Below are 21,669 nucleotides of genomic sequence, written 5' to 3'. Positions count from 1 at the left end.
CCCTGCTGACTCTGCGTGAGACTTTCTGTTTCTGTCAGGCCGTCGCCTCGGCGGCCTCGGGAGCGGACTTGGCGGCGGGGAAGACGCCTTCCTCCGTCTCGGCGATCAGGTGGTCGACCACGGCCTCCAGGCTGCCGGTGCGCTCGTAGACGGCCAGCTGGCGGTCGGCGCTGGAGCCCTCGTCCATGATGCGGAAGGCGTACTCGATCGCGTCGCGGCTCCCCAGCTCGTCCACCACGTCGTCCAGGAACCACTCCAGCATCTCGCGGATCAGGTCGCGCGCGGGGCACTCCGCCTTCTTCCCGAAGTCGATCAGCTTGCCGTCGAAGCCGTAGCGCACCGCGCGCCACTTGTTCTCCTCGATCAGGTCGTGCGCGTACACGCGGAAGGTCATGTTGTCGCGCCGCAGCTTCCACAGCTTCAGCACCACCGCCTGCAGCAGCGCCGCCACGCACACCGCCTCGTCGATGCGCGTGCACACGTCCAGGAAGCGGAACTCAAGCGTGGGGAACTTGTGGTGCGGCCGCACGTCCCAGTAGATCTTGCTCCCGTCGGGGATGCAGCCGGTAGCCGCGAGGGTGCTCTGCAGCGACTCGAACTCGCGCCAGTCGCGCATCACGCGCGGCACGCCGGTGCGCGGGAAGTTGCGGAAGATCACGCTGCGGTAGCTCTTCAGCCCCGTCGAGCGACCCATCCAGAACGGCGACGAGCTGCACAGGCAGAGGATGTGGGGAAGGAAGTAGCGCGCGACGTTCATGGCGTCGATCATGAACTCGCGGTCCTCGATCCCCACGTGCACGTGCGTGCCGAAGATCAGCAGCTGCTGGGCGAGGTCCTGCATGTCCTGCTTCACGCCCAGGTAGCGCTCCAGCGGCGTGATCTCCTGCGTCATCCAGCTGCTGAACGGGTGGGTGCCCGCGGCCGCCACCTTCAATCCCTTCCGCGCGGCCAGGTCCATCACCATCCCGCGCAGCCGCGCCAGCTCGGCCTTCACCTCGGCCGGCGTCTGGCAGATCTGGCTGCCCACCTCCACGATGCTCTGGTGCAGCTCGGGCTTGATCTCGCCCAGGATCAGGTGGTCGTGGTCCAGGATCTCGGTGATGTACGAGCGCAGCTCGCGCGTCTCGGGGTCGATGATCTGGTACTCTTCCTCGATGCCGAGCGTCAGCGACGGGGCCTGCATCATGGCGGGTCCTCTCCGCGGGTGGAGATGGAGACGAACGAATCCTGTCGGGATGATGCACCACACCTCACGCCCGCGCCAGCCGCAAAATGTTTACCGCCGTGAGGGGATGGGGATTCGGAGGGGAGACGGGCGAATGGAATTCGCGGCAACAACTGCACGAAGTCCCTGCGGGACTGCCGCCCAGGCATCTGGCGACTCTACCAAGCTCGCCGCACCGAAGGTGATCTTCGCGCTGAGGTCTCCCCTCCCCTGCGAAGCGGGGGAGGGGCCAGGGGAGGGGGCCAGCCGCGGCGGGCGGGATGCATCCTTCGCGAGCCGCCGCCTCTCTCCACGCTGAGGTCTCCCCCTCCCCCAGTCGGTTTTGGGGGAGGGGGCCGGGGGGAGAGGGCCTCCGCGCCGGGCGGGCAGGATCTGTCCGAAGCGGCAGGGAGAGGGCCCCTACCGCCGCTCCACCAGCATCGTGGCCACGGACGAGCCGCCGCCGGCGGTCACGTTCAGCAGCGGGTCGGTGGCGATGCGGGTCAGCGCGCCGTCGATGGTGGCCGTGCGGGTGACGAAGGGGGCGACGTCCACCATCCGGTCGTAGATCTCCACCTTCCCGTCCACCCAGCTGGGGAAGGGCTCCGTGGGGAGGATGATGCGCTCCTGCAGCACGTACGGCGTCTCCAGCGCCGTCTTCAGCGCCGCCCGCCACGCGTCGTCCGACACCAGCCACCCGAGCACGATCCCCCGCCCGCCGTAGTCGTCGTTCGGCTTCAGCACCAGCCGCTCGCGGTTCGATTCCGCCCACGGCAGCAGGTCGATCTCCGTGCCGTGGAAGCGCGTGCGCCGCTCCTCCACGATGCGCGTCCACGGCACGTGCGCCTCGATGGCCGCCTGCTCGTCGGGGGTGAACAGGCGGTCGTTGCGCTCGTCGCCGAGCACGGCCAGCGAGGCCTTCTTGTACAGCACCTTGCAGCGGAACGGGTTCACCATGCACACGGCGCCGTCGCGGACCGCGCGGACCACCGGGTTGTCGATCCCCATCCGCAGCACCAGCTCGTCGATCAGCACGCGCTTGTAGATGAGGGTGACGTGGAAGTCGCCCGCCATCAGCTTCCCGTCGCGGTACTCCAGGTTGCGGGGATCGGCGATCTCGCACGCCACGCCGTGCGCGCGGAAGTAGTCGCGGAAGAAGACGAACTCGCTGTAGGTGGGCACCTCGGCCCAGTCCAGGATGCCGATGCGCGGCGGCTCGCGGCGCCCGCTCCACTGCGCGTGCGCGCCGAGCAGCGCGTGCAGCACCCCGTGCCGCGCGGGGAGCGGATGGACCACGTGCGTGCGCAGGAACTCGCCGGTGACGGGAAGCGCCAGGAACACCTCGCTGAGCGTGTCCATGTACGCGGGCCCGGCCGGCGTCTCGGCGTTGTACTCGGTGAAGCGGAGCGACCCGTCGTCGGGGTTGAAGAACGCGTCGAGCCGCGAGGTGGGGCAGGGAGATTCGAAGCCCGGGTCCTGGCCGATCAGCTCGCGCTCCCAGTCGAGGAGGCGGAACTGCTCCAGCAGCGCGGGCTCGTGCATCGCGGCCACGTGCGCGCGGCGGAAGGCGCGCATCAGCGTCTCCACGCCGCGGCGGATCCCCGCCCACTGCGCGTGGGTGAAGAAGCGCGGGCGGATCACCGTGCAGAGCGCCCGGTCGCCGAAGTACATCCCCAGGCTGCGGTGCTCCTGGTCGAGCCGCTCCGCGCTTTCGCCCGCGAGGTCGGCGTCGTCGAGCAGCGCGTGCCAGGCGTCGATCGCCCGGCGCAGCGCGTCGGCGCTCACGCCTGCTCCCGCGCCGACCGCGAGGCCGCGTCGGGCGACGTGTCCTCCCCCGCCCGCTCCGTCCCCTCGCCGGACGCCGAAGCGCCGATCGCGCCCGTGCCGCGCGGCGGTTCGGAGACGGCGGGCGGCTCCAGGTCCGCCGCGGGCGATTCGTCCACGTACACGCCCGGCGCGCGATCCGACACCGGCGATCCGGGCTCCGTGCCGCCGAGCGCCTCGGCCGTCGAGCCGCTGTAGCCACCGCCCCCGGCGTCGGACGTGGCGGCTGCGCGGCCGCCGGAACCCACCGTCCCGCCGTTGTCCGCGTCGGCCGTCGTGGATTGGGCACGCCCGCCGGTGCCGGACCCATGGCCCCCGCCGGACGGGTCCGTAGACGCACTCGAAGTGGTGTCCACCCGGCCGGCAGACGAGCCGACCTGGCCCGTATCCGCCGCGGAGGTGCCGGCCGCGCGGCCGCCGCTGCCGGACCCCTGCTGCCCACCCGGTGCCTCCGGGGCAGTGCTGGGCGCCGTCGCGCCGGTGCCGCCACCGCCCGAACCGCCCTCCTCCTCGTCATCTCCCCCGCCCTCGAACCCGCCGCCGCCCAGGTAGCCGGGACCCGCGGCGCTGGGCGATCCGCCGCCGGCGCTCGAAGCACCAGCCTCCCGCGAGCCGGAGAAGAGCGCGTCCCAGCGGAGGTCGCGGACCTGGCGGCGAGGGTTCCTCGCGAGATCGATCGCCATGTCCGCCATCGCGCTCACCGCCCACTCGAAGTAGTGCGGGGTCAGCGAGTAGATGTCCATGTCGGGCGCGGGGTTCATGAAGTCGATGGCGTAGGGGATGCCGTCGCGCACCGCCCACTCCATCGAGTTCATGTCGTATCCCAGCGCGCGCACCAGCTTCAGCGAGTCGGCCACCACGCGCGAGCCCAGCTCGGGCGACAGGTGCTCGTGCTCCACGTGGTACTTCCGCTCGCGCGGGTCGTACTTGATGGGCATCACCTTGTCCTGCCCGATGCAGATGCAGCGGATGACCTGGTCCCACTCGATGAACTCCTGCACCACCATCGTCAGCAGCCCCGACGTGTCGTAGTGGTGGATAAGCTCCTCGAGCGAGCGGCAGACGTACACGTCCTTCCACCCGCCGCCATGCGCGTCCTTCAGCACGCAGGGGAGGCCCACGTACTCCACGATCCCCTGCCAGTCGAGCGGATACTGCAGGTTGCGCAGCGACTCCTCGTGCACGATGCCGGGGATGTACTCCTTGTTCGGCAGCACGACCGTCTTCGGGTGCGCGATCCCGAGCCTGGTGGCCAGCGCGGCGCCGAAGAACTTGTCGTCGGCGGTCCACATGAAGGGGTTGTTGACCACGGTGCACCCCTGCAGCACCGCCTGCTTGAGGAAGGTGCGGTAGAACGGCACCTCGTGCGAGATGCGGTCGATGATCACCGCGTACTCGCAGGGCTCGTCCATACGCGGCGCGCCGAGCTTGATGTACTCGGCCACGACGCCCTGGTCGCGCCGCTGCACCTCGTCGATGAACGCGGGGGGGAACGACCACTCGCGCCCCACGATCAGGCCGACCTTCAGCGTCATCTTCATCCCCCCGTGCGAGTTACGATCTACGAGAAACTGATTGGACTTCGTGGTTCGGGCGTGTCCCCCGCTGCGCGGGGGCCGGGCTGCGCGCGCGGTAGGGCACGATACAACTGTGCCCAACCGCGCCGGGCCACCGCCGCGCCCGTCATCCTCGCGTCACGCGGCGACGGTGCAAGCGCGGCGGCGTCCCGGCCCTCCGGGCGCGCATCCCTCACGCAAATGCCCGCCCCGCACTGAGTTCTCCCCTCCCCTGCGCAGCGGGGGAGGGGCCGGGGGAGGGGGCCGCCCGCGGCCGCGCCGGCGCCCCTCGCAGCAGCCTCCGTCCGTCCCCTCCCTGCTGTCCCTGTCCCCTGTGCCCTGTCCCCTAATCGTGCCCGCCGACGTACATCCGCACCATGTCCTTCCACCAGGGCCAGTCGTGGGCCCAGCCGTCCCACAGGCGCAGCGCGTTGCCGATCCCCTTCTCCCACAGGATCCGCGACAGGTACTCGTTGTTGCCCACGAAGCTGTCGTCGCGGCCGGTGGCCAGGATGACGTCCATCCGCCGCATCGCCTCCAGCCGGTGCGGGTCGTCGATGCGGCTGACGTAGTGCGAGGGGTTCTGCGCCGCGATGGCGTCGTCGTAGTAGCCGTCGGTCTGCTCGCGGATGTCGTACAGGCCGCTCATCCCCAGCACGCGGTTGAACGTCCACGGGTTGCGCAGGCCGATGTTGACGGCGTGGTAGGCGCCGAAGCTGGCGCCGGTGGCGATCAGGTAGGAGTTGCCGTTGCGGCCCTGGCTGAAGGGGAGCACCTCGCGGAGGATGTAGTCCTCGTACTGCCCCTGCCGCACCGCGCGGTCGTGCGGATGCCTTCCCTTGGCGTACCAGCTCTCCGCGTCGACGCTGTCGACGCAGAACACCTGCAGCCAGCCGCGGTCGATGTGCTCGCCGAGCGCGTCCATCATCCCGCGGTCCTCCCACTCGAAGTAGCGCCCCATCGAGGTGGGATACACCAGCAGCCGCGCGCCGCCCCAGCCGAACACCAGCATCTCCATGTCGCGGCCGAGCGACGGGCTGTACCAGCGGTGGTACTCTCGGTTCACCGTCAGTCCATCTCCGGAAGGGTCGTGCGTCGGCGGGCTCCACCGGCGGATTCGTGCCCCGCGCGCCGATGCAATCCGCAGGCCCCGCCAACCTACGCGGCGGGCGGGAAAGCGAAAGAGGCGCCGACCGGGGGGGCGCCTCTCCATTGATCGTTTTCGTCCGATCGCGTCAGGGGTACGGGAAGACGGCGCGCGGGGCGCCGAGCTCCCTGTCCCATCCCAGCCACGCCACGTCGGTGGGGCCGATGGCGATGCGCACGACGCGCCACTGGCCGCCGGTGCGGTGGAGGACGGCCACGCTGGCGTCGTCCATCATCCCCTCGTTGCGGGCCTCCTCGTAGCGCGTGCCGCGGTAGTCGAACGGCGAGCCGTCGGGCTTGCGCGGCACCACCTCGGCGAACGCCCAGCTCCCCAGCACGCGCAGCTGGCGCACCTGGAAGATCATCGGCCGGTTCAGCTCGCGCTGCATGCGGATGCGCAGCGCGTCCATCAGCAGCCGCCGCTCGGGCGACCCCGGCTCGGGCGTGTGCACCCGCTGCGCCTCCGCCCGCCCCGCCGCCACCGCGACGACGAGCGCGACGCACGCCGATCTCAGGATTCGCGAAGGAGTTCTCATCTCCAGATGCGGTTGAGGTTCAACGTTTCGATCGATGGAGACACCCCGCCGGGCGCCCCGCCCCGGACCATCGTCAAGACCGAAGCTCGCATCCTCGCGCTGAGGTCTCCCCCCTTCTCCCGTTATCGGGAGAAGGGGGGCCGGGGGGGATGAGGGGCCCTCGCGCGCAGCGCGACCCCGCTGTTCTGGACTGTCGCCGGATTACGTCCGCAGCACCGTGGCCTCGATCAGGCCGTAGGGTTCGGTGGTGGGGACGAACACCTCGTTGGGGTTCTCCAGCCCGAACCGCCCGATGTCGAACAGCAGGTGGTGGCGATTGGGAAGGGAGAGGCGGATCTCGCTCACCTCCGGCGCGGCGTCGATGGCTGCGGCGCCCATCGCGTAGAGCGTCTGCTGCACGGACTTGGAGTCGTGGTCCGCGAACGTCTCCAGCATCGCCGTGCGGACGGCCTCGAAGGTGGCGTCGAGGTCCGCCGGCTCGCTCGCGTACTTCCAGCGCGCGGAGACGATGGTGGCAAAGATGCGGTCCTTCGTCTCCGGCAGCGTCGTGTACTGGTTCCGGATGTAGCCCTCGAACGCGGACTGGGTGGTCTTGAGCACCTCCAGCTCCTCGATCCCCGCCTCGAAGCGCACCGCGCCACGGTCGGCGAAGACCCAGGCCATCCGCCGCTCGCCCGATCCGCGCACGAAGCTGTGCGTGTGCGGCCGCCCGCCCACCGTCATCCGCCCCCATCCATGTTTGGCGATGCGGATGCGCACGCGCTCGGCCTCGCGCGCCTCACCCAGGAAGTGCTGCGCCAGCGCGCGCCCGAACCCCTCGACCGGCTCCACGGGATGCAGCTTCGCGAACGCGTAGACGGTGTTGCGCATGGTGTCCGTTGGCAGCACCTCGGCGTTGTCGCCCTGGAGATGGACGGCCTCGAAGCGCCCCTCGACGGCGACGTCCACGGTGAGGTCGCTGACGTCGTGCCGCGGGCCGTCGCGCGTGACGCGGAACAGGCGCACGCGCGACTTGCCGTAGTTGTTGGGGCCGAGCGCCGCGGGCATGCGTCAGCTCCCGCGGTAGGTGGAGTAGGCGTACGGGCTCAGCAGCAGCGGCACGTGATAGTGCGTCTCGCCCTCGCGCGCGGCGAAGACGATGGACACCTCGGGATAGAAGCCCTCCCCGCCCGTGGCGGTGAAGTACGCGCCGGTGTCGAAGCTCAGGCGGTACGTCCCCGGCTCCAGCGTCTCGCCCGCGGGGAGGAGGTCGAGCACGCGCCCGTCGCTGTTGGTGATGCCGCGCGCGACGGTCTGCATCTGCGCGTTCTCGTCGGCGCGCTCCAGCAGAACGGCGATGCCCATCGCCGGCAGCCCGCGCATGGTGTCCAGCACGTGCGTGGTGATCGCGCTCATCGTGGTCGTGGGTTAGGTGGTGATGATCCAGAACAGCGGGGTCGCGCTGCGCGCGAGGGCCCTCAACCCCCCTGGCCCCCCTTCTCCCGATAACGGGAGAAGGGGGGAGACCTCAGCTCGGGGAAAGGCTTCGGCGGGTTGGGGGGATGCATCGTACCTGCCACGCGACCCCTCCCACGGCCAAACCGCTGCTCGAAACCCTACCCTCTCCCGTTATCGGGAGAGGGCGAGTGCTCTAAGGCACGGGGTGAGGGCGCCCGCGGCCGCGCAAATCTCCGCCCAAAGCACGAATGCAGCCCCCGCCATCACCCCGCGATCAGCTTATCCAGCCGCAGGCGGGTGATCTTCGCCTGCTCGCCCGCGGCCACGCGCAACTCCGTCCGGGGATCATTATCGAGGCGCGCGCGGAGGATGGACAGCATCTCCTCCGCCGTCTTTCCCGTGGCGCAGACGATGTAGATGCGGCCGAAGCGCCGCTCGTACGCGCGGTTCCCCTCCGCCAGCGCGGCGGCCACGTCCTCGCCCGCGGAGGCGGCGCCGGCCTGCTCCTGCGCGGACCACGCGGCGGCCTGCGCGGTCTGCGCCGGCGCCGCCTTGCGCTCGCCGATGCGCGGGTGCGCGGCGAAGGCGTCGTCCCAGTCCGCCGGGTCCAGCGCCCACCAGGTCTCGTCCGCCGCGGCCAGCACATCGTCCATCCCCGCGAACGGGCGCCGCGCCGCCATCCCGCGCGCCCAGCGGGGCGAGCCGCAGCAGGTGAGCAGCGCCGCGGCAGCCTCGTCGTCCGGGAGCGCGTTCAGCTCGGCGAGCGTCACCGCTCGGGCTCCTCCAGCGTGCCAAACACCCGCAGCCGCGCCACGCCGCCGTCGGGGAAGATAGAGAGGCGCACGTGCGTCACCGAATCCGTCTCCGCCAGCTCGTCTTCCCAGCGATGCCGGGCGTGCGGCTGCAGCTTCCGCTCGGGGAGGAGCGGCCGCCAGAAGTCCGCCGCGGCGAGAGCGTCACCGTCCAGCTCCGGCGCGTAGATCCCCTCCAGCGTGCAGCGGTCCGGAGCGTTCCCCTTGAAGTGATCGGTGTCGATCTCCACCCGGTGGATGGTGCCGGGCGCGGCGAGGCGGACGATGGTCCAGTCGTGGCCGGGGCCGCGGCGGCGGCGCGTCTCCCATCCGTCGCCCATGAACCGCGAGCGGCCGGGGAGGATCAGGTTCTGGCGGTGCCCGAAGAACATGTCGCTGCAGATCTCCACCCAGCCGCCGTTCTCCATCGCCGCCAGGTCGATCTCGCCGCCGGCGCGGACGAAGGCGGGGAAGTCGGGACGCGCCACGCCGTGCACGCGCAGCCGCGCCACGCCGCCGTCGGGGAAGATGTTGAGCCGCAGGTGCGTCCACCGGCGGCCGTCGCCGACGATGAACGGGTTGGGCGCGTTCCCCTGCAGCGGCGTCCTGCGGATGATCTCCGTCCACTCCGCCGCCGCCAGCGCCTCGGGCGAGGGGACGCCGGAGAGGTCGCACGCCTCGAGCGAGAACTCCTCGGGATAGTTGCCGCGGAAGAAGGCGGTGTTGACGACCACGCCGTGGATCACGCCGGGCACGCCCAGGCGGATGATGGCCCAGTCGTAGCCCGGCTCGCGGCGGCGGCGCGTTTCCCAGCCGTCCATCCACTTGCCGCGCTCGGTGTACTCGCCCTCGCGCCACTCGGGTTCGGACGGCTTGAGCAGGTTCTCCTTCGGCGCGAAGAACTCGTCGTTCGCCGCCACCACCGCGCCGCCCAGCCGCTCGGACGCCAGGTCCACCATCTCGGTGAAGTCGATCATTTACGAAGCAGCGCTGGAGATGGCGATCCCGCCGTCGCGGATCTGGTCCTCGATCGACTTCGTCATCGGCGATTCGACGTCGCCGGTGTGCGTGGTCTGCGCGGGCTCGACCAGCATCACCCACGTCTCTTCCTCGGCCACGGGGCAGTGCTCGACGCCCTTCGGCACGACGTAGAGGTCGCCTTCGCCGAGCACGGCGTCGGGGCGGTCGCGGAACTTCAGGGTGAGGCGGCCGCGGAAGACGATGAAGACCTCGTCCTCGGCCGCGTGGTCGTGCCAGACGAACTCGCCCTGCACCTTGGCCAGCTTGATGAACTGTCCGTTGGCCGCCGCGATCACCCGCGGCGACCAGTGCTCGCCGATGCGGCCGTACTCGGCGGTGATGTTGCGCACGGTGCTCATCTGCTCATCTCCAACTCTCAACGGCGGATCGGGGTCGGACGATGCGACTGAAGTCGCGGCTACAACCACACGCAGTCCGCCTTCGCGGACTTCACCCCGGCGCGGCTCAGATCTCCGTGCGCAGCAGCAATCGCCCCGTCGCGGGGGAGACGATCTCGCCGGCATTGAACACCTTTGCGCCGCGCACCCAGGTCTGGTGGACGACGCCGGGGAGCACGGAGCCCACGTACGGCGACAGCTTGTGGCGATGGAAGAGGCGGCCGGGCTCCACCAGGAACTCGGCGTCGGGCTCCCACACCACCAGGTCGGCGTCGCGGCCGGGGGCGATGGCGCCCTTGCGCGCGTGCAGCCCCGCCAGCCGCGCCGGCGCGGCCGACATCCACTGCGCCAGGTGCGCGGGAGTGTAGCCGCGCTCCCGCGCGCCGCGCCAGACGGCCGCCAGCCCCAGTTGCAGCGACGCGATCCCGCCCCACGCGCGCACGAAGTCGCCCTGCTCGCGCAGCTTCATCTCCGGCGGGCAGGGCGAATGGTCCGTCGCCACCAGGTCGATCCACCCCGCGCCGAGCGCCGTCCACAGGTCCTCGCGGTTCCCCGCGCCGCGGATGGGCGGCGCGCACTTCATCTCCGTCGCGCCGTCGGGCACGTCCTCCGCCGCGAAGTGCAGGTAGTGCGGGCAGGTCTCGCAGGTGATGGCGACGCCCTCGTCGCGCGCGGCGTGGATCGCCTGCAGCGCCTCGGCGGCGGAGACGTGGACCACGTGCACGTGCGCGCCGGTCTCGCGCGCCAGCCGCACCAGCATCTCCACCGCCGCGACCTCCGCCTCAGGCGGGCGCGACGCGAGCCAGGTCTCGTAGCGCGTCGGATCCGCATCGCCCAGCCCCGCCGCGGCCGCGTCGAGCACGCGCGGGTCCTCGGCGTGGACGAGGAGCGGGGCACCGAGCTCGCGCAGGATCGGCATCGCCCGGCGCAGGTCGGCCTCGGATGCGTGCGGGAACTCGTCCACGCCGGAGGGGGAGAGGAAGCACTTGAAGCCGAGCACGCCCGCGTCCCACATCTCCCGCAGCTCGCCCGCGTTGCCGGGGACCACGCCGCCCCAGAATCCCACGTCCACGTGCACGCGTCCCTCGGCAGCATCGCACTTCTCGCGCAGCGCGGCGGCGTCGGTCACCGCGGGGATGCTGTTGAGCGGCATCTCCACCAGCGTGGTCACCCCGCCGGCGGCGGCGGCGCGCGTGGCCGTGTCCCACCCCTCCCAATCGGTGCGGCCGGGCTCGTTGACGTGGACGTGCGTGTCCACCAGCCCCGGCATCAGCACCTCGTCGCCGCATTCGACCACCTCGACGCCCGCGGGCACGTCGGCGAAGGCGCGCACGGCGGCGATGCGGCCGTCCTTCACCCACACCGCGGCCGCGGCCACGCCGTCGGGCGTCACCACGTGCGCGGAGCGGAGCACGGTTTCGCGGGGGGGTCGATTCAAGTCAGCGGATGGAGAGGGCGATGAGCGTCTGCGCGGCGAAGTAGGTGGCCAGCACCAGGGCGTCCGCACCGCGAAAGTGCCGGACGAAGCGGTTCACCGCAAGCGCCGAGTCCGACGCCACGAACAGCATCGCGCCCGCCGCCGCCAGCCATGCCTGCAGCGCGAGGATGGGGCCGGGAACGTCCAGGTCTCCACCCGCCAGCGCGCACTCCACGGCCTGCCACGCCATCACCAGCAGCACGGAGGCGTAGACGATCACCGGCACCTTCAGCTTGCGCTCGACGTGCGGCAGCAGCACCCGCAGCAGCACCGCCGCGTAGACGGCGAGCGGCAGCATGACCCACCACGTCGCCGCGAACCCGAAGTACACGAACGCACGGATGTACAGCAGGTGTGCGACGAGGAAGGAGACGAGGCCCGCCACGAAGCGGTCCCGCGGCAGCATCAGGAACACGTCGCCCGCCAGCGAGAAGACGAGCCCGCCGATGATGAGAATCTGATACGTGGAGAATGAGCTGTGCTGGAACGCCGCCAGCGCGATGATCAGCAGCGTCGTCACTGGCTTGAAGACGTAGACGCCGCGCTTCCACCCTCGCTCCGTCGCCACGATCGAAGCGATCGCGCAGGCAGCGATGGTGGCGAGGAGAACGATCGTGTAGAGGGACGGGGCGATCAGGACGAAGTCCACGGGAGGACTGGGGGAGACGAAGGGGAATTGGCCTGGGGAAGTCCGCGAAGGCGGACTGCGTGCCGTTTTAGCCGCGAGTTCACTCGCATCGTTCCGAACCTGCCCGACGCGGAGATGATATCGCCCGGCGCCGCGACAGCAAAGAAAAAGCACCACCGGCCGTGTGGCCGGTGGTGCCTTGTTCTGCCGCTTCCCGACGCGATGCCGCTTGGCACCCCGCGTCGCGCGGAGAAGTTCGCTCGTTGCTCGGCTCAGAGGCCGGAGCGGCGATCGCTTGCCCGGGTCAGGATGCAGGCAGCAGTCGTATTGGACAAGGGATCACCTCCTTCGTTGCAGGTTCGACATCGGGCGTGGACACCGTGGGGCTCAGCGCCCCGCGAGTCCGCCGGCGCACCGGCGGCCCTCCAACCAATGGCGATAAAGATATCACCTTCTCGGGTTCCGCGCAACTGCGGGTGCGTCCAGCACTTACATCACCCGCAGCCGCGCGGCTCTTCTCAAAACCCCTCGGGCAGGGAGATGTTCCCCTCGGCCACGACCACCGTCCCCCCGCCCGCCATCACCCGCACCGCGCGCCCATCGCGCTTCTCCGCCGCGGCCTCGATCAAGCTGGGGCGCCCCATCTTCACCCCCTGATTGATGGTCCAGGCGAAGACGCCGTCGCGCTCCGGCAGCCGGTCCGCCAGGCAGCCGGCCAGCGTGGCCGCCGCCGAGCCCGTGGCCGCGTCCTCCTCGACGCCGAACCCCGGCGCCACCATTCGCGCGTACAGCCGGCTCCCCGCGGACAGGTCGCCCGCGAAGAAGAAGATGGCCGACGAGAACGCGCGCTCGAAGTGCCGCGACCACGCCGCGCGGTCGATCACGGCCGCGTCCACCGCCTCGCGGTCGGCGACGTGGACGAAGGCGAAGGCGGTGCCGACGGTGGCGAACCATGCCTCGCGCACCGCGTCCGCGGGAAGCGAGAGCGCCGCCGCCGCGTCCGCGGGAGAGGGATGCGTCGGCGGCATCTCGATCGTCGCCTCCAGGCTCAGCCGCGCGAAGGTGCGCTCGCCGTCCAGCCGCACGTCGACGGAGACGGGGCCGACGCCCAGCTCGCAGACGATGCTCGCCGCGCCGTCCTGCGTCTCGATCCGCCCCAGCCGCGCGAGCACGGCCGCGGTGCCCACGGTCGGGTGCCCGGCGAACGCCAGCTCGGTGGCGGGGGTGAAGATGCGCAGCTGGTACGCGTGCCCGGACGCGCGCGGCGGGAGCACGAAGGTGGTCTCGGAGAAGTTGAACTCGCGCGCCAGCGTCTGCATGGCGCGGTCGGAGATGCCGCGCGCATCGGGGATGACGGCCAGCTGGTTGCCGCCGAACGCGCGGTCGGTGAACACGTCGGCGATGACGAAACGGTGCGCCATGGGCGTCTCCCGCCGGTGGAGGGTGATGGTCAGGCCGGCGCCGCCGCCGGCTCCAGCGCGATCCGCTCGAAGCGCGGCCGCGCGATGCGCACGTAGTCGCGCGTGCGCAGGGCCATGGAGCGGTCCAGCCGCCCCGCGTTGAAGAACAGCTCGTCGTGCCGCAGCAGCGCGGGGTCGGCGATCAGCTCCAGCCGCGCGTCGAACGCGAACGGCAGCACGGTGCCGACGACGCTCCCCGCCAGCTCCTCCGCCACGTCCGCGCTGGCGAACGCGGCGTAGGTGGCGCCGAGCAGCGCCTTCACCGCGCCCAGGTCCAGCCGTGCGTCGCCGGGGACGACGGCCAAGACGTGGCGCGTGGTCTTCTTCCCGATCTTTACCATCAGCACGATGCACTTGGCCGCGGCCGCCAGCTCGTTGCCGCGCATCGCGCTGACGATCTCCGTCCGCCCCTCGGGCGCGTGGTCGATCAGCCGGTACGCCGCGCCCTCCGTGTTGAGGAGGGAGATGAGGCGCTCGTACGCGCCGCCGCCACTCATCGCGCCACCAGGTCGATCTCCACCGCCGCGCCCAGCGGCAGCGCCGCCACGCCGATAGTGGTGCGCGCGGGATACGGCTCGGCGAACCAGCGCGCGTAGACCGCGTTCATCGCGGAGAAGTCGCTCATGTCGGCGAGGTAGACGCCCACGCGCACCACGTCATCCAGCGTGCGCCCGGCGGCCTCGAGCACGGATTGGAGGTTCCGCAGCGCCTGCTCCGTCTGCGCCGCCACGCCGCCGTCGACGAGCCGCCCCGACGCGTCGGTGCCCACCTGGCCGCTGAGGTAGACCGCATCCCCCGGCCCGCTCACCGCCTGCGAGAACGGCCCCGCCGGCGGACCCAGCCGCTCGCTCGTGAAGCTCTCCCGTGGCATGCCGGACTCTCCGTCAAAGTGCGAAAGTGCGTGAGTGCGTGAGTGCGACGGAGCCCACCCCGATGTCATCCTGAGGGAGGCGCCTCACCGAATCCTGCGTACGGACCAAACTCTGGCGCCGACCGAAGGATCTACTTTCCCCCGCCAGGTGATCTGCACGACGAGCCGGCATCTCCGCGGGGGCGAGTAGATTCCTCGGTCGCCCGCATGCTTCGGCGCAGACGCGATCGCGGCGTGCGGGCTCCCTCGGAATGACACCGAGGCGCGTATCCGCCCATTATCACATCATCACATCAGAACAGGCCGGCGATCTGGCCGCCGTCGACCTGGAGGGCGGTGCCGGTGACGAAGCTCGCGCGCTCCGAGGCGAGGAACGCGACCACCGCCGCCATCTCGCGCGGGTCGCCGCTGCGGCCCAAGGGGATGCCGGCGGTGCGGCTGTGCAGCAGCTCGTCCACGCTGCGGCCCTCGCGCTCGGCGCGCATGCGGGCCAGCTCGACGGCGCGGTCGGTGTCGAAGTGGCCCGGAAGCACGGTGTTCACCAGCACGCCGTCGGCCGCCACCTCGTTGGCCAGCGTCTTGGCGAAGCCCAGCAGCCCGGCGCGCGCGGTGTTCGACAGGATCAGCCCGGCGATCGGCTGCTTGGCGGTCATCGAGGTCAGGAAGATCACCCGCCCCCAGCGCCGCGCGCGCATCCCCGGCACCGCGGCCTGGGCCAGGCGGATGGAGCCGAGCAGGTTCAGCTCGATGGCGGCGCGATACTGCTCGTCGGTCGTGGTCTCGAACGTGGTCGACGGCGGCCCGCCCGCGTTGGCGACGAGGATCTCGACCAGCCCCAGCGCCGCCTCCGCCTCGCGCACGAAGCGCTCCGCCTCGCCGGGCTCGCGCACGTCGCCGATGATGGGCTGCGCGCGCCCGCCCGCCGCCGCGATCTCGTCCGCCGCGGCGCGGAGCATCTCGCCGCGCCGCGCCACCATCGCCACGCGCGCGCCCTCGGCCGCCAGCTCCCGCGCGATCGCCAGCCCCAGCCCCGACGAGGCGCCCGTCACCAGCGCCACCCTGTCCCGCAGCCCCAGCTCCATCGTCTCCCCCCTTGTCTCCAGCGCCCGTCCGGCATCATCTTCCGAAAGGATAAACGTCACTTAGCTAATTGGCAATATGTCTATCGAGTCTGCGCTCCGGGCGCTCGCGAACGAGCGGCGGCTGCGGATCCTGGAGTGGCTGAAGGACCCCGTCGCCAACTTCCCGCCGCAGGTGGACGGCGACCTGGTGGACGACGGCGTGTGCGCGGTGTTCCTCGCCGACAAGCTGGGCGTGAGCCAGCCCACGCTCAGCGAGCACATGCGCGTGCTCACGAGCGCCGGCCTGGTGCGCGCCAAGCGCATCAAGCAGTGGACCTTCTACAAGCGCGACGAAGCCCGGATCGCGGAGATCAAGCAGAAGATCGCGGAGGAGGTGTGAGTCCGCCGGTGTCGTGTTCAGCGGACCCACCGCAGCACAGCTAACGCCAATCTTGTCGAGGAGAAGAACGAACGTTACTCTGGGCTGAGAAGTCACATTCATATTGAGATTGACCTGCCAGTACCGCACCTGATCCTGCTTTGCCCGTCTTTCTTCATCTCGTCCCAATTGAAACATGGCGACTCTCTCACCAGCGGCAGCCGGAACGAGCGCTCTGCGCCTCCTCACCCTCGCGTTGGCGGCGGCACTTTCGGCCTGCACGGACGAACCGTTCACCTCGTCGGTGCCCGCCTCCCAACCGGCCCGCCCGCAGCTTCGCGCGGCCGCCAGTGAGTCGGAGAGTCCTTACGGCTGCTATATCAGCGAAGCTGTGCGGACTCCCCTTTATCGCTATCGCTACACCCGCCGAGAGCTTCACTTCCCGGCCACAGCGCTGGCGGCCGACGGCAGTACGCTGAAGTACCGGCTGCGTCTGCAGAATCCAGGAGAGGAACCCGTGTACGTCGCCAACTGCCTCATCCCGCGCACCCAAACGGGCGTCCGGTTCCTGGAGCAGTGGCTGCGCGTGCCGAAGGATGTGCGATACACGGTGACGCATACCCCCGATCGTACCGGCACGGTGACGACGATGGCCACCTCCGTCAATGGGGACCCGTGCGACTCGCAGGTGGGCGACCTCTACGACGAGAACAAGACCTGCTTCGGCCTGGACGAGATCATCGCGATCTCCAAGCCCGCCCCGCCTCCTCCGCCGCCGCCGGAACCCGCCCCTCCGCCCGGCGAGACGACGATCGGTACCGACACCCCGGGTGGCGGCGACGGGCCGTGCTACACGTGCGAGTACAACAACTCCGGGACGCTCGCCTGCACCGCCTCGGTTCAGCGCGGCGGCACCGTCAGTTGCTCCATCAACACCGCAAAGCAGGGAGAAGCGAATCTCGTCGTGCACTCGTGGACGTTCGTGGACGCGGATGGGAACACCTCCCAGAACCTGGATCCGGTGGTGACGTGGTCGGGTACGGCAGTGGTCGGAGGGACGGTGACCGTCCGCTTCGACGACGGGAGCGGCGCGCGGGAGATCGTGTCCAGCTTCATGGTGACTGATCGGGGATGGAGCTGGGCCCGGAACGCCGAATCCGTCTTCAGCGAAAACACCGGCGTACAGTGCTCCTACTGGGGTACGCCGGATCAAGGCGGCTCGAACGGCATCAACCTGCCGCAAGGCGCAGCGAGTTGTGCGGAGACCAAGCGCTTCGTGCAGCCGGACTCATACTCGCCCGCGGGCGACGGCTTTGTCGCCAGAACGGTTCAGAGCGGACCGAACCAGGGGTTCCACTACATCGAATCTGCCCGGCTGAACATCAAGCGAGAATCGTCGGTCAACGTCGGCCTGCGGCCGGACGCTCCTCAGGTTCCCCTGTTGCGGCTGGGCCTGAACCAGCGTTCATGCAGCACCAACCTGATCAATTGGTATCAGTTCACGCTCTGCCAGGGAGTCGACCCCGAGGGTTATATCCGGGGGGTACACAACCACGAGGGCTATGGGAGCACGGGTCACAACGGCCACTACTCGGCTGCTTACGATGCCGCAGTGGATCCGGCAAACGACCTGATGATCTATCTGGATCGGATGATCGGCGTTAACACTATCAATTGGGGCACATTCGTCGAGGATGTCCGACGCGGATTTTTCCCGCGTGCGAAGATGGTAGATGAAGCTACCCAGGATCTTCTCAACGGTGGAACGATCGTCACCGGAAACTATTCAGGGATCTACTACGGCTATTACGCTCGGGAAGGAACGTTCTTGAGCCACTACCGAAACGACTGAGGCAGCATGGACAAACGGGCTCTCGCGCTGCGCTGCTGTGCCTTGGGATTGCTTTCACTGCTCGTCGCCTCCAAGTCCCTTCCAGCCCAAGGCGTACGGGTGATCGCGGCGCGAACATGGCCGCTCGACAGCATCGTGTCCCGCTTCGAGGCAGGTGTTCGCGCAAACGCTGCGAACAACCTCGGATCCGAAATCATGTTCGAGATCGCCCGACTATCAGCGTCCCACACGGCCCGAAAGGACTCGCTGCTGGATCGCCTGGAGCATCTGGTCGTTTCGAATCCCGATAAGCGTGTGCGAGTTTATGCCGCATACGAAATTGCGTTCGCCGGAGAGCGTGGCGGTAACCGTATGCCGATACCGGGAGTCGTACATCGCCTTGCGCGAATCTACCATTCAACAGCGCACGCGGACGTCCGCAGCCCCATTCTCGACCAGCTGCCCCTCCAGGCGGAACGCGCAGCCGCCATAGCGCTCCTCCGCTCCGTGGCCAGCGAGCCGGATCCCGGGAACGACGGCAGGGGTCCGCACGGCTACTTTTCGCTCGGCGACCCTCGGACCGAGGCACTGGCCCGCCTGACCGAGATGGTCCGCGTCGAAGGACATCCCTCGCCGCCGTGAAGGGATTCTCCGAAACCGGATGAAGATGCGCCGGCTCCCACTCGGGAGCCGGCGCACTTCGCACTCACGCACTTCCGCACTTCCGTTTTATCGCGCCAACTCGCCGATCACGGGCTCGTCGCGCATCCGGAGCCAGGCCTCGGCGTGCTGCTCCAGGTACAGCGGCAGCTCGGGCGTGTCGAGGTTGGAGAGGATCTTCTTCCGCGTGCCGTCGTGCATCAGCGCGTTCAGGTTATACGTGACCGACACGCCGTTGCGGGTCTGCGAGACCTTCTGCTCGCAGAAGAGCTGCTTCACCTCGACAATGCCCAGGTCCACGGGGCGGCCCCACGGCAGCGGGTGATGGTGCACGCGCAGCCGGGTGCCGTCGATCCGCACCGATGTGGTGTTCACGAATCCGGCGATCGTCGCGTAGGTGATGAAGATCCCCACCAGCACGTGCAGGATGGGGAAGAGGATCAGCAGCGGGTTCCCCATGTTGAAGGCGATCGTGTACCAGAACGCCAGGAACCCGTCCCAGATGATGCAGAAGACGGCCAGGAAGGCGTACTTCCACGAGAACCACCGGTATTGCAGCGTCAGCTCGCCGTTCGCGTCGGTGGCGATCACGCTGCGCGGCTTCTCGATCGGCGGGCGTGGCCGCGCCGCCGAGGGCGCCAGCCCGGGGAGGTCGCTGAAGCGGAAGACATTGTTGCAGGTGCGGCACTTGGCCAGCCCGGTGGACAGCTCCACGTCTTCGGCGGCCACCGGCACGTGGCACGAGGGGCAGACGATCTTCATAGTGCAGGATTTCGCGCGAGATCTGGGTTCCGGTAGCGAGAGGCGCCATCCTCCTTCCCATACTTAATGCCTGCGCAGCCAGCGGAAAAGCATGTATATCACCGCTAGCCCAACCGCCACGCCCGCCACGTGATACGCGGTCACCACCGCGCTCCATCCCGCGAACGCAGCCACATCTCCCGGCGAAGCGTCGTTGATCCGCCGATCGAGCTGCAGCCTCCCACGTAGCGCGCCCACCGTCTCGTCCAGCAGCGAATCGTGGAAGCGGCCGCCGTACAGGTTCCTGCTGTGCCGCCCGCGCACGAACGCGCGGTACGTCCGCCGCGGCGCGATGACCAGCCCGATCACGAACGCGCCGAAGTTCAGCAGCCACGCCGCCCAGTACCGGCCGCACCCGCCGGCCACCTCCCAGGCGCCGATCTCCGCCTCGCCGCGCCAGTCGGTGCCGTAGCCGGTGGCGATGTGATGGAGGTCGTGGAGCTTAACCGCCGCAACGCGTGATGCGAGGTTTGGCAGGTAGATGGGGATGGGTCGTGTCTCGATCCGGAACCAGCGCTTGCCGTAGCCGCCGTCCGCGTCGAAGCCGTGCTCGGCGAAGAAGCGGGCCCGCGCCTCGCGCAGCGTGAGCGGCTCCGGCTGGAGCGGAGGCGGCGGCTGCATCCCGAACGCTCCGCGGCTAGGAAGTCTCCGTCCACCAGCGCGCCAGCAGGTTGGCGCAGACGCGCTTGCGGTAGTCGGCGGTGGAGCGGAGGTCGTCGATGGGGGTGACTTCGTCCATGAGGATGCGCCGCGCCTCGTCGATCCCCGCGCCGCGGGCGAGGGCGGCCTCGGTGCCGGGGAGGCGGACCACCGTCGGCGCGACACTGCCCAGCGCGACGCGGGGCTGATCGCCGCGCACGCAGGCCATCACCACCTTGCTGATGGCCTGCGCGGCGCGCGTGCCGACCTTGCGGAACCACTGCGCGCCGTCCACGCGCGGGATCTCGATGGCCACGATCAGCTCGTCGGGACGCATCACCGTCGCCCGGTAGCCCGTGTAGAAGCCGGTGAAGGGCACGCGCCGCTCGTCCTCCGCGCTGCGCAGCACGACGATAGCCTCGGCCACCGCCAGCACGGGCAGCGTGTCGCCCGCGGGGCTGGCGTTGGCCACGTTGCCGGCCAGCGTGCCGCGGTTCTGGATCTGCACGCCGCCCACCTGGCTGCATGCGTCGACCAGGATCGGCAGGCGCTCCCGGATCAGCGGCGAGCGCTGCAGCTCCGTGTGCGTCGCCAGCGCGCCCACGCGCACGCCGCCGTCCATCTCCGCGATCCCGCGCAGCTCGTCCAATCCCCAGAGATCGACGAAGCGCGTCGCGGGCTGGGTGCCGAAGTTCAGCGTCACGTACACGTCGGTGCAGCCGGCCAGCGGCACCAGCGGGCCCTCGTCGCGCAGCATGGCCAGCGCGTCGGCCAGTGTCCCGGGCTGCAGGAGGGTGAGGGGGGTGACGGCGGTCTTCACGCGGGCGCCTCCGCCGTCTCCGCGGCGGCCTCGAGCACGGCACGGTAGATGGCCTCGTAGCCGGTGCAGCGGCAGAGGTTGCCGGCCAGACCCGCGCGCACGTCGTCGAGGGTGGAGTTGGGCGGCAGCTTCGTCGCCATCATGATCATCCCCGGCGTGCAGATGCCGCACTGCGCGCCGCCGAGCGAGGCGAACGCGCGCTGCAGCGGGTGGTCGCCGCCGAGCCCCTCGATCGTCGTCACCTCCGCGTCCGCCACCTGCGCGAAGGGGACGAGGCAGGCGCACACCGGCTCGCCGTCGACCAGCACGGTGCAGGCGCCGCACTCGCCCTCGCCGCACCCTTCCTTGGTGCCGGTCAGGCCGCACTCCTCGCGCAGCACGTCCAGCAGCCGCCTCATCGGGTGCGCGCCGACTTCCGCCGGCGCGCCGTTCAGGGTGAAGCGCATCAGGTCGTGGATGGAGATGTGGATCGCACCGTCACCGGCCGTTCTCCGCGGCGGCGGCGGGGGCGAAGATGCGGCAGGAGGCGCCGAGCATGAAGATGTTGCGGTAGCTGTAGCCGAACCAGCCCTTCTTGAAGGGGACGAAGACGTCCAGCGCGTGGCCGTCGACGTGCTCCAGGCTCACGCAGACGGCGTCGAGCGCCACGTCGGCCTCGGCCTGCAGCGTCCGGGTGTCGAAGGCGATGGCGGCGGCGCGGACGGTGCCCTCGGCGGCCTTGCGGCGCACCAGCTCGCGCAGCAGCTCGCGGCTGGCGGCGGGGTCCTGCTCTTCCTCCTCCGTCAGCCCCGTCATCAGCACGCCGCTGCTGCCGTCGGCGCGCAGCTCGATGCCGAAGGGGAAGATCGCGTGGTTGTTCTCCAGGAGCTGCCGGGCCGGCGGCATGATGGTGGTGGACAGCGCGAAGAGCTCCGACCGTGCCGGCTCCGGGATCTCCATCAACGGGTCGCTCATGCTGTCCTCGGGGAAACTGTGTCCGAACCACGGATTATCGCGCACCGGAAGCCGTCTCCGACATCGTCCGGAGAGGGTCCGGACGCGCGACACCCCGTCGGATGTCATCCTGAGGGCGCGGGCGCCGTAACGCGCGTCCGCACCGATGCTTGCCGCGCCCGAAGGATCTTGCCGGG

Annotated in this window: 24 protein-coding genes; 3 read left to right on the top strand and 21 right to left on the bottom strand. The window is 70.0% G+C overall.

The window, feature by feature from the left end; all coding sequences use genetic code 11:
• Positions 1-34: 34 nt before the first annotated feature.
• From VF092_05200 to VF092_05125, 16 genes are all read right to left on the bottom strand, one after another.
• Positions 35-1,186: a carboxylate-amine ligase gene (locus VF092_05200; GenBank protein ID HEX6746672.1), complete on the bottom strand. Its 1,152-nt coding sequence runs from the start codon at positions 1,184-1,186 to the stop codon at positions 35-37.
• 438 nt (positions 1,187-1,624) lie between these two features.
• The gene (locus VF092_05195; protein ID HEX6746671.1) at positions 1,625-2,989 is read right to left on the bottom strand and encodes a circularly permuted type 2 ATP-grasp protein; all 1,365 of its coding nucleotides are present in this window, start codon (positions 2,987-2,989) and stop codon (positions 1,625-1,627) included.
• Positions 2,986-4,569: a hypothetical protein gene (locus VF092_05190; protein ID HEX6746670.1), complete on the bottom strand. Its 1,584-nt coding sequence runs from the start codon at positions 4,567-4,569 to the stop codon at positions 2,986-2,988. Before VF092_05190 ends, VF092_05195 begins: the two co-directional genes overlap by 4 nt.
• Positions 4,570-4,930: 361 nt before the next feature.
• Positions 4,931-5,650 (bottom strand): alpha/beta hydrolase-fold protein, encoded by a 720-nt coding sequence (locus tag VF092_05185; protein HEX6746669.1) that lies wholly within the window; start codon positions 5,648-5,650, stop codon positions 4,931-4,933.
• Between the two features lie 169 nt (positions 5,651-5,819).
• Positions 5,820-6,266: a hypothetical protein gene (locus VF092_05180; protein HEX6746668.1), complete on the bottom strand. Its 447-nt coding sequence runs from the start codon at positions 6,264-6,266 to the stop codon at positions 5,820-5,822.
• Between the two features lie 201 nt (positions 6,267-6,467).
• Positions 6,468-7,313, bottom strand: coding sequence for a urate oxidase (gene pucL, locus VF092_05175; GenBank protein HEX6746667.1), 846 nt, complete (start codon positions 7,311-7,313; stop codon positions 6,468-6,470).
• A gap of 3 nt (positions 7,314-7,316) precedes the next feature.
• Positions 7,317-7,661, bottom strand: coding sequence for a hydroxyisourate hydrolase (gene uraH / locus VF092_05170; GenBank protein ID HEX6746666.1), 345 nt, complete (start codon positions 7,659-7,661; stop codon positions 7,317-7,319).
• A gap of 305 nt (positions 7,662-7,966) precedes the next feature.
• Positions 7,967-8,473 (bottom strand): 2-oxo-4-hydroxy-4-carboxy-5-ureidoimidazoline decarboxylase, encoded by a 507-nt coding sequence (gene uraD, locus VF092_05165; protein HEX6746665.1) that lies wholly within the window; start codon positions 8,471-8,473, stop codon positions 7,967-7,969.
• The gene (gene alc / locus VF092_05160; GenBank protein ID HEX6746664.1) at positions 8,470-9,471 is read right to left on the bottom strand and encodes an allantoicase; all 1,002 of its coding nucleotides are present in this window, start codon (positions 9,469-9,471) and stop codon (positions 8,470-8,472) included. Before alc ends, uraD begins: the two co-directional genes overlap by 4 nt.
• Positions 9,472-9,873: a cupin domain-containing protein gene (locus VF092_05155; protein HEX6746663.1), complete on the bottom strand. Its 402-nt coding sequence runs from the start codon at positions 9,871-9,873 to the stop codon at positions 9,472-9,474. It abuts the gene before it with no gap.
• A 106-nt stretch (positions 9,874-9,979) separates the two neighbouring features.
• A complete protein-coding gene (allB, locus tag VF092_05150) occupies positions 9,980-11,326 on the bottom strand; it encodes an allantoinase AllB (protein HEX6746662.1) in 1,347 nt (448 codons plus the stop codon).
• Between the two features lie 25 nt (positions 11,327-11,351).
• Positions 11,352-12,038, bottom strand: a complete 687-nt coding sequence (locus VF092_05145; protein ID HEX6746661.1) for a lysoplasmalogenase — start codon at positions 12,036-12,038, stop codon at positions 11,352-11,354.
• 497 nt (positions 12,039-12,535) lie between these two features.
• Positions 12,536-13,438, bottom strand: coding sequence for a PhzF family phenazine biosynthesis protein (locus VF092_05140; protein ID HEX6746660.1), 903 nt, complete (start codon positions 13,436-13,438; stop codon positions 12,536-12,538).
• A 29-nt stretch (positions 13,439-13,467) separates the two neighbouring features.
• Positions 13,468-13,974 (bottom strand): YbaK/EbsC family protein, encoded by a 507-nt coding sequence (locus VF092_05135; GenBank protein HEX6746659.1) that lies wholly within the window; start codon positions 13,972-13,974, stop codon positions 13,468-13,470.
• Positions 13,971-14,348 carry a Rid family detoxifying hydrolase gene (locus VF092_05130; GenBank protein ID HEX6746658.1) on the bottom strand — a complete coding sequence of 126 codons (378 nt, stop codon included), beginning with the start codon at positions 14,346-14,348 and terminating at the stop codon, positions 13,971-13,973. The genes VF092_05135 and VF092_05130 overlap by 4 nt, the downstream gene beginning before the upstream one ends.
• A gap of 293 nt (positions 14,349-14,641) precedes the next feature.
• Positions 14,642-15,430, bottom strand: coding sequence for an SDR family oxidoreductase (locus tag VF092_05125; protein HEX6746657.1), 789 nt, complete (start codon positions 15,428-15,430; stop codon positions 14,642-14,644).
• A 76-nt stretch (positions 15,431-15,506) separates the two neighbouring features.
• Here VF092_05125 and VF092_05120 point away from each other — a divergent pair, with 76 nt between their 5' ends.
• From VF092_05120 to VF092_05110, 3 genes are all read left to right on the top strand, one after another.
• Positions 15,507-15,809 (top strand): metalloregulator ArsR/SmtB family transcription factor, encoded by a 303-nt coding sequence (locus VF092_05120; protein HEX6746656.1) that lies wholly within the window; start codon positions 15,507-15,509, stop codon positions 15,807-15,809.
• A gap of 175 nt (positions 15,810-15,984) precedes the next feature.
• Positions 15,985-17,640: a hypothetical protein gene (locus tag VF092_05115; protein ID HEX6746655.1), complete on the top strand. Its 1,656-nt coding sequence runs from the start codon at positions 15,985-15,987 to the stop codon at positions 17,638-17,640.
• A gap of 6 nt (positions 17,641-17,646) precedes the next feature.
• Positions 17,647-18,261: a hypothetical protein gene (locus VF092_05110; protein HEX6746654.1), complete on the top strand. Its 615-nt coding sequence runs from the start codon at positions 17,647-17,649 to the stop codon at positions 18,259-18,261.
• 87 nt (positions 18,262-18,348) lie between these two features.
• Here VF092_05110 and VF092_05105 read toward each other — a convergent pair whose 3' ends face one another.
• The 5 genes from VF092_05105 to VF092_05085 all read right to left on the bottom strand — a co-directional run bounded on the left by VF092_05105 (position 18,349) and on the right by VF092_05085 (position 21,493).
• Positions 18,349-19,041 (bottom strand): hypothetical protein, encoded by a 693-nt coding sequence (locus tag VF092_05105; GenBank protein HEX6746653.1) that lies wholly within the window; start codon positions 19,039-19,041, stop codon positions 18,349-18,351.
• Positions 19,042-19,104: 63 nt separating this feature from the next.
• Entirely contained in the window at positions 19,105-19,701 is a 597-nt protein-coding gene (locus VF092_05100; protein HEX6746652.1) for a hypothetical protein, read from the bottom strand.
• Between the two features lie 16 nt (positions 19,702-19,717).
• Positions 19,718-20,539, bottom strand: coding sequence for a xanthine dehydrogenase family protein subunit M (locus VF092_05095; protein ID HEX6746651.1), 822 nt, complete (start codon positions 20,537-20,539; stop codon positions 19,718-19,720).
• Positions 20,536-20,985: a (2Fe-2S)-binding protein gene (locus tag VF092_05090; GenBank protein ID HEX6746650.1), complete on the bottom strand. Its 450-nt coding sequence runs from the start codon at positions 20,983-20,985 to the stop codon at positions 20,536-20,538. The genes VF092_05095 and VF092_05090 overlap by 4 nt, the downstream gene beginning before the upstream one ends.
• Positions 20,986-21,016: 31 nt before the next feature.
• Positions 21,017-21,493 (bottom strand): hypothetical protein, encoded by a 477-nt coding sequence (locus VF092_05085; protein ID HEX6746649.1) that lies wholly within the window; start codon positions 21,491-21,493, stop codon positions 21,017-21,019.
• Between the last annotated feature and the right edge of the window lie 176 nt (positions 21,494-21,669).

The organism is Longimicrobium sp., assembly GCA_036377595.1.
GTDB lineage: Bacteria > Gemmatimonadota > Gemmatimonadetes > Longimicrobiales > Longimicrobiaceae > Longimicrobium.
This window is presented reverse-complemented; position numbering and strand designations above follow the sequence as displayed.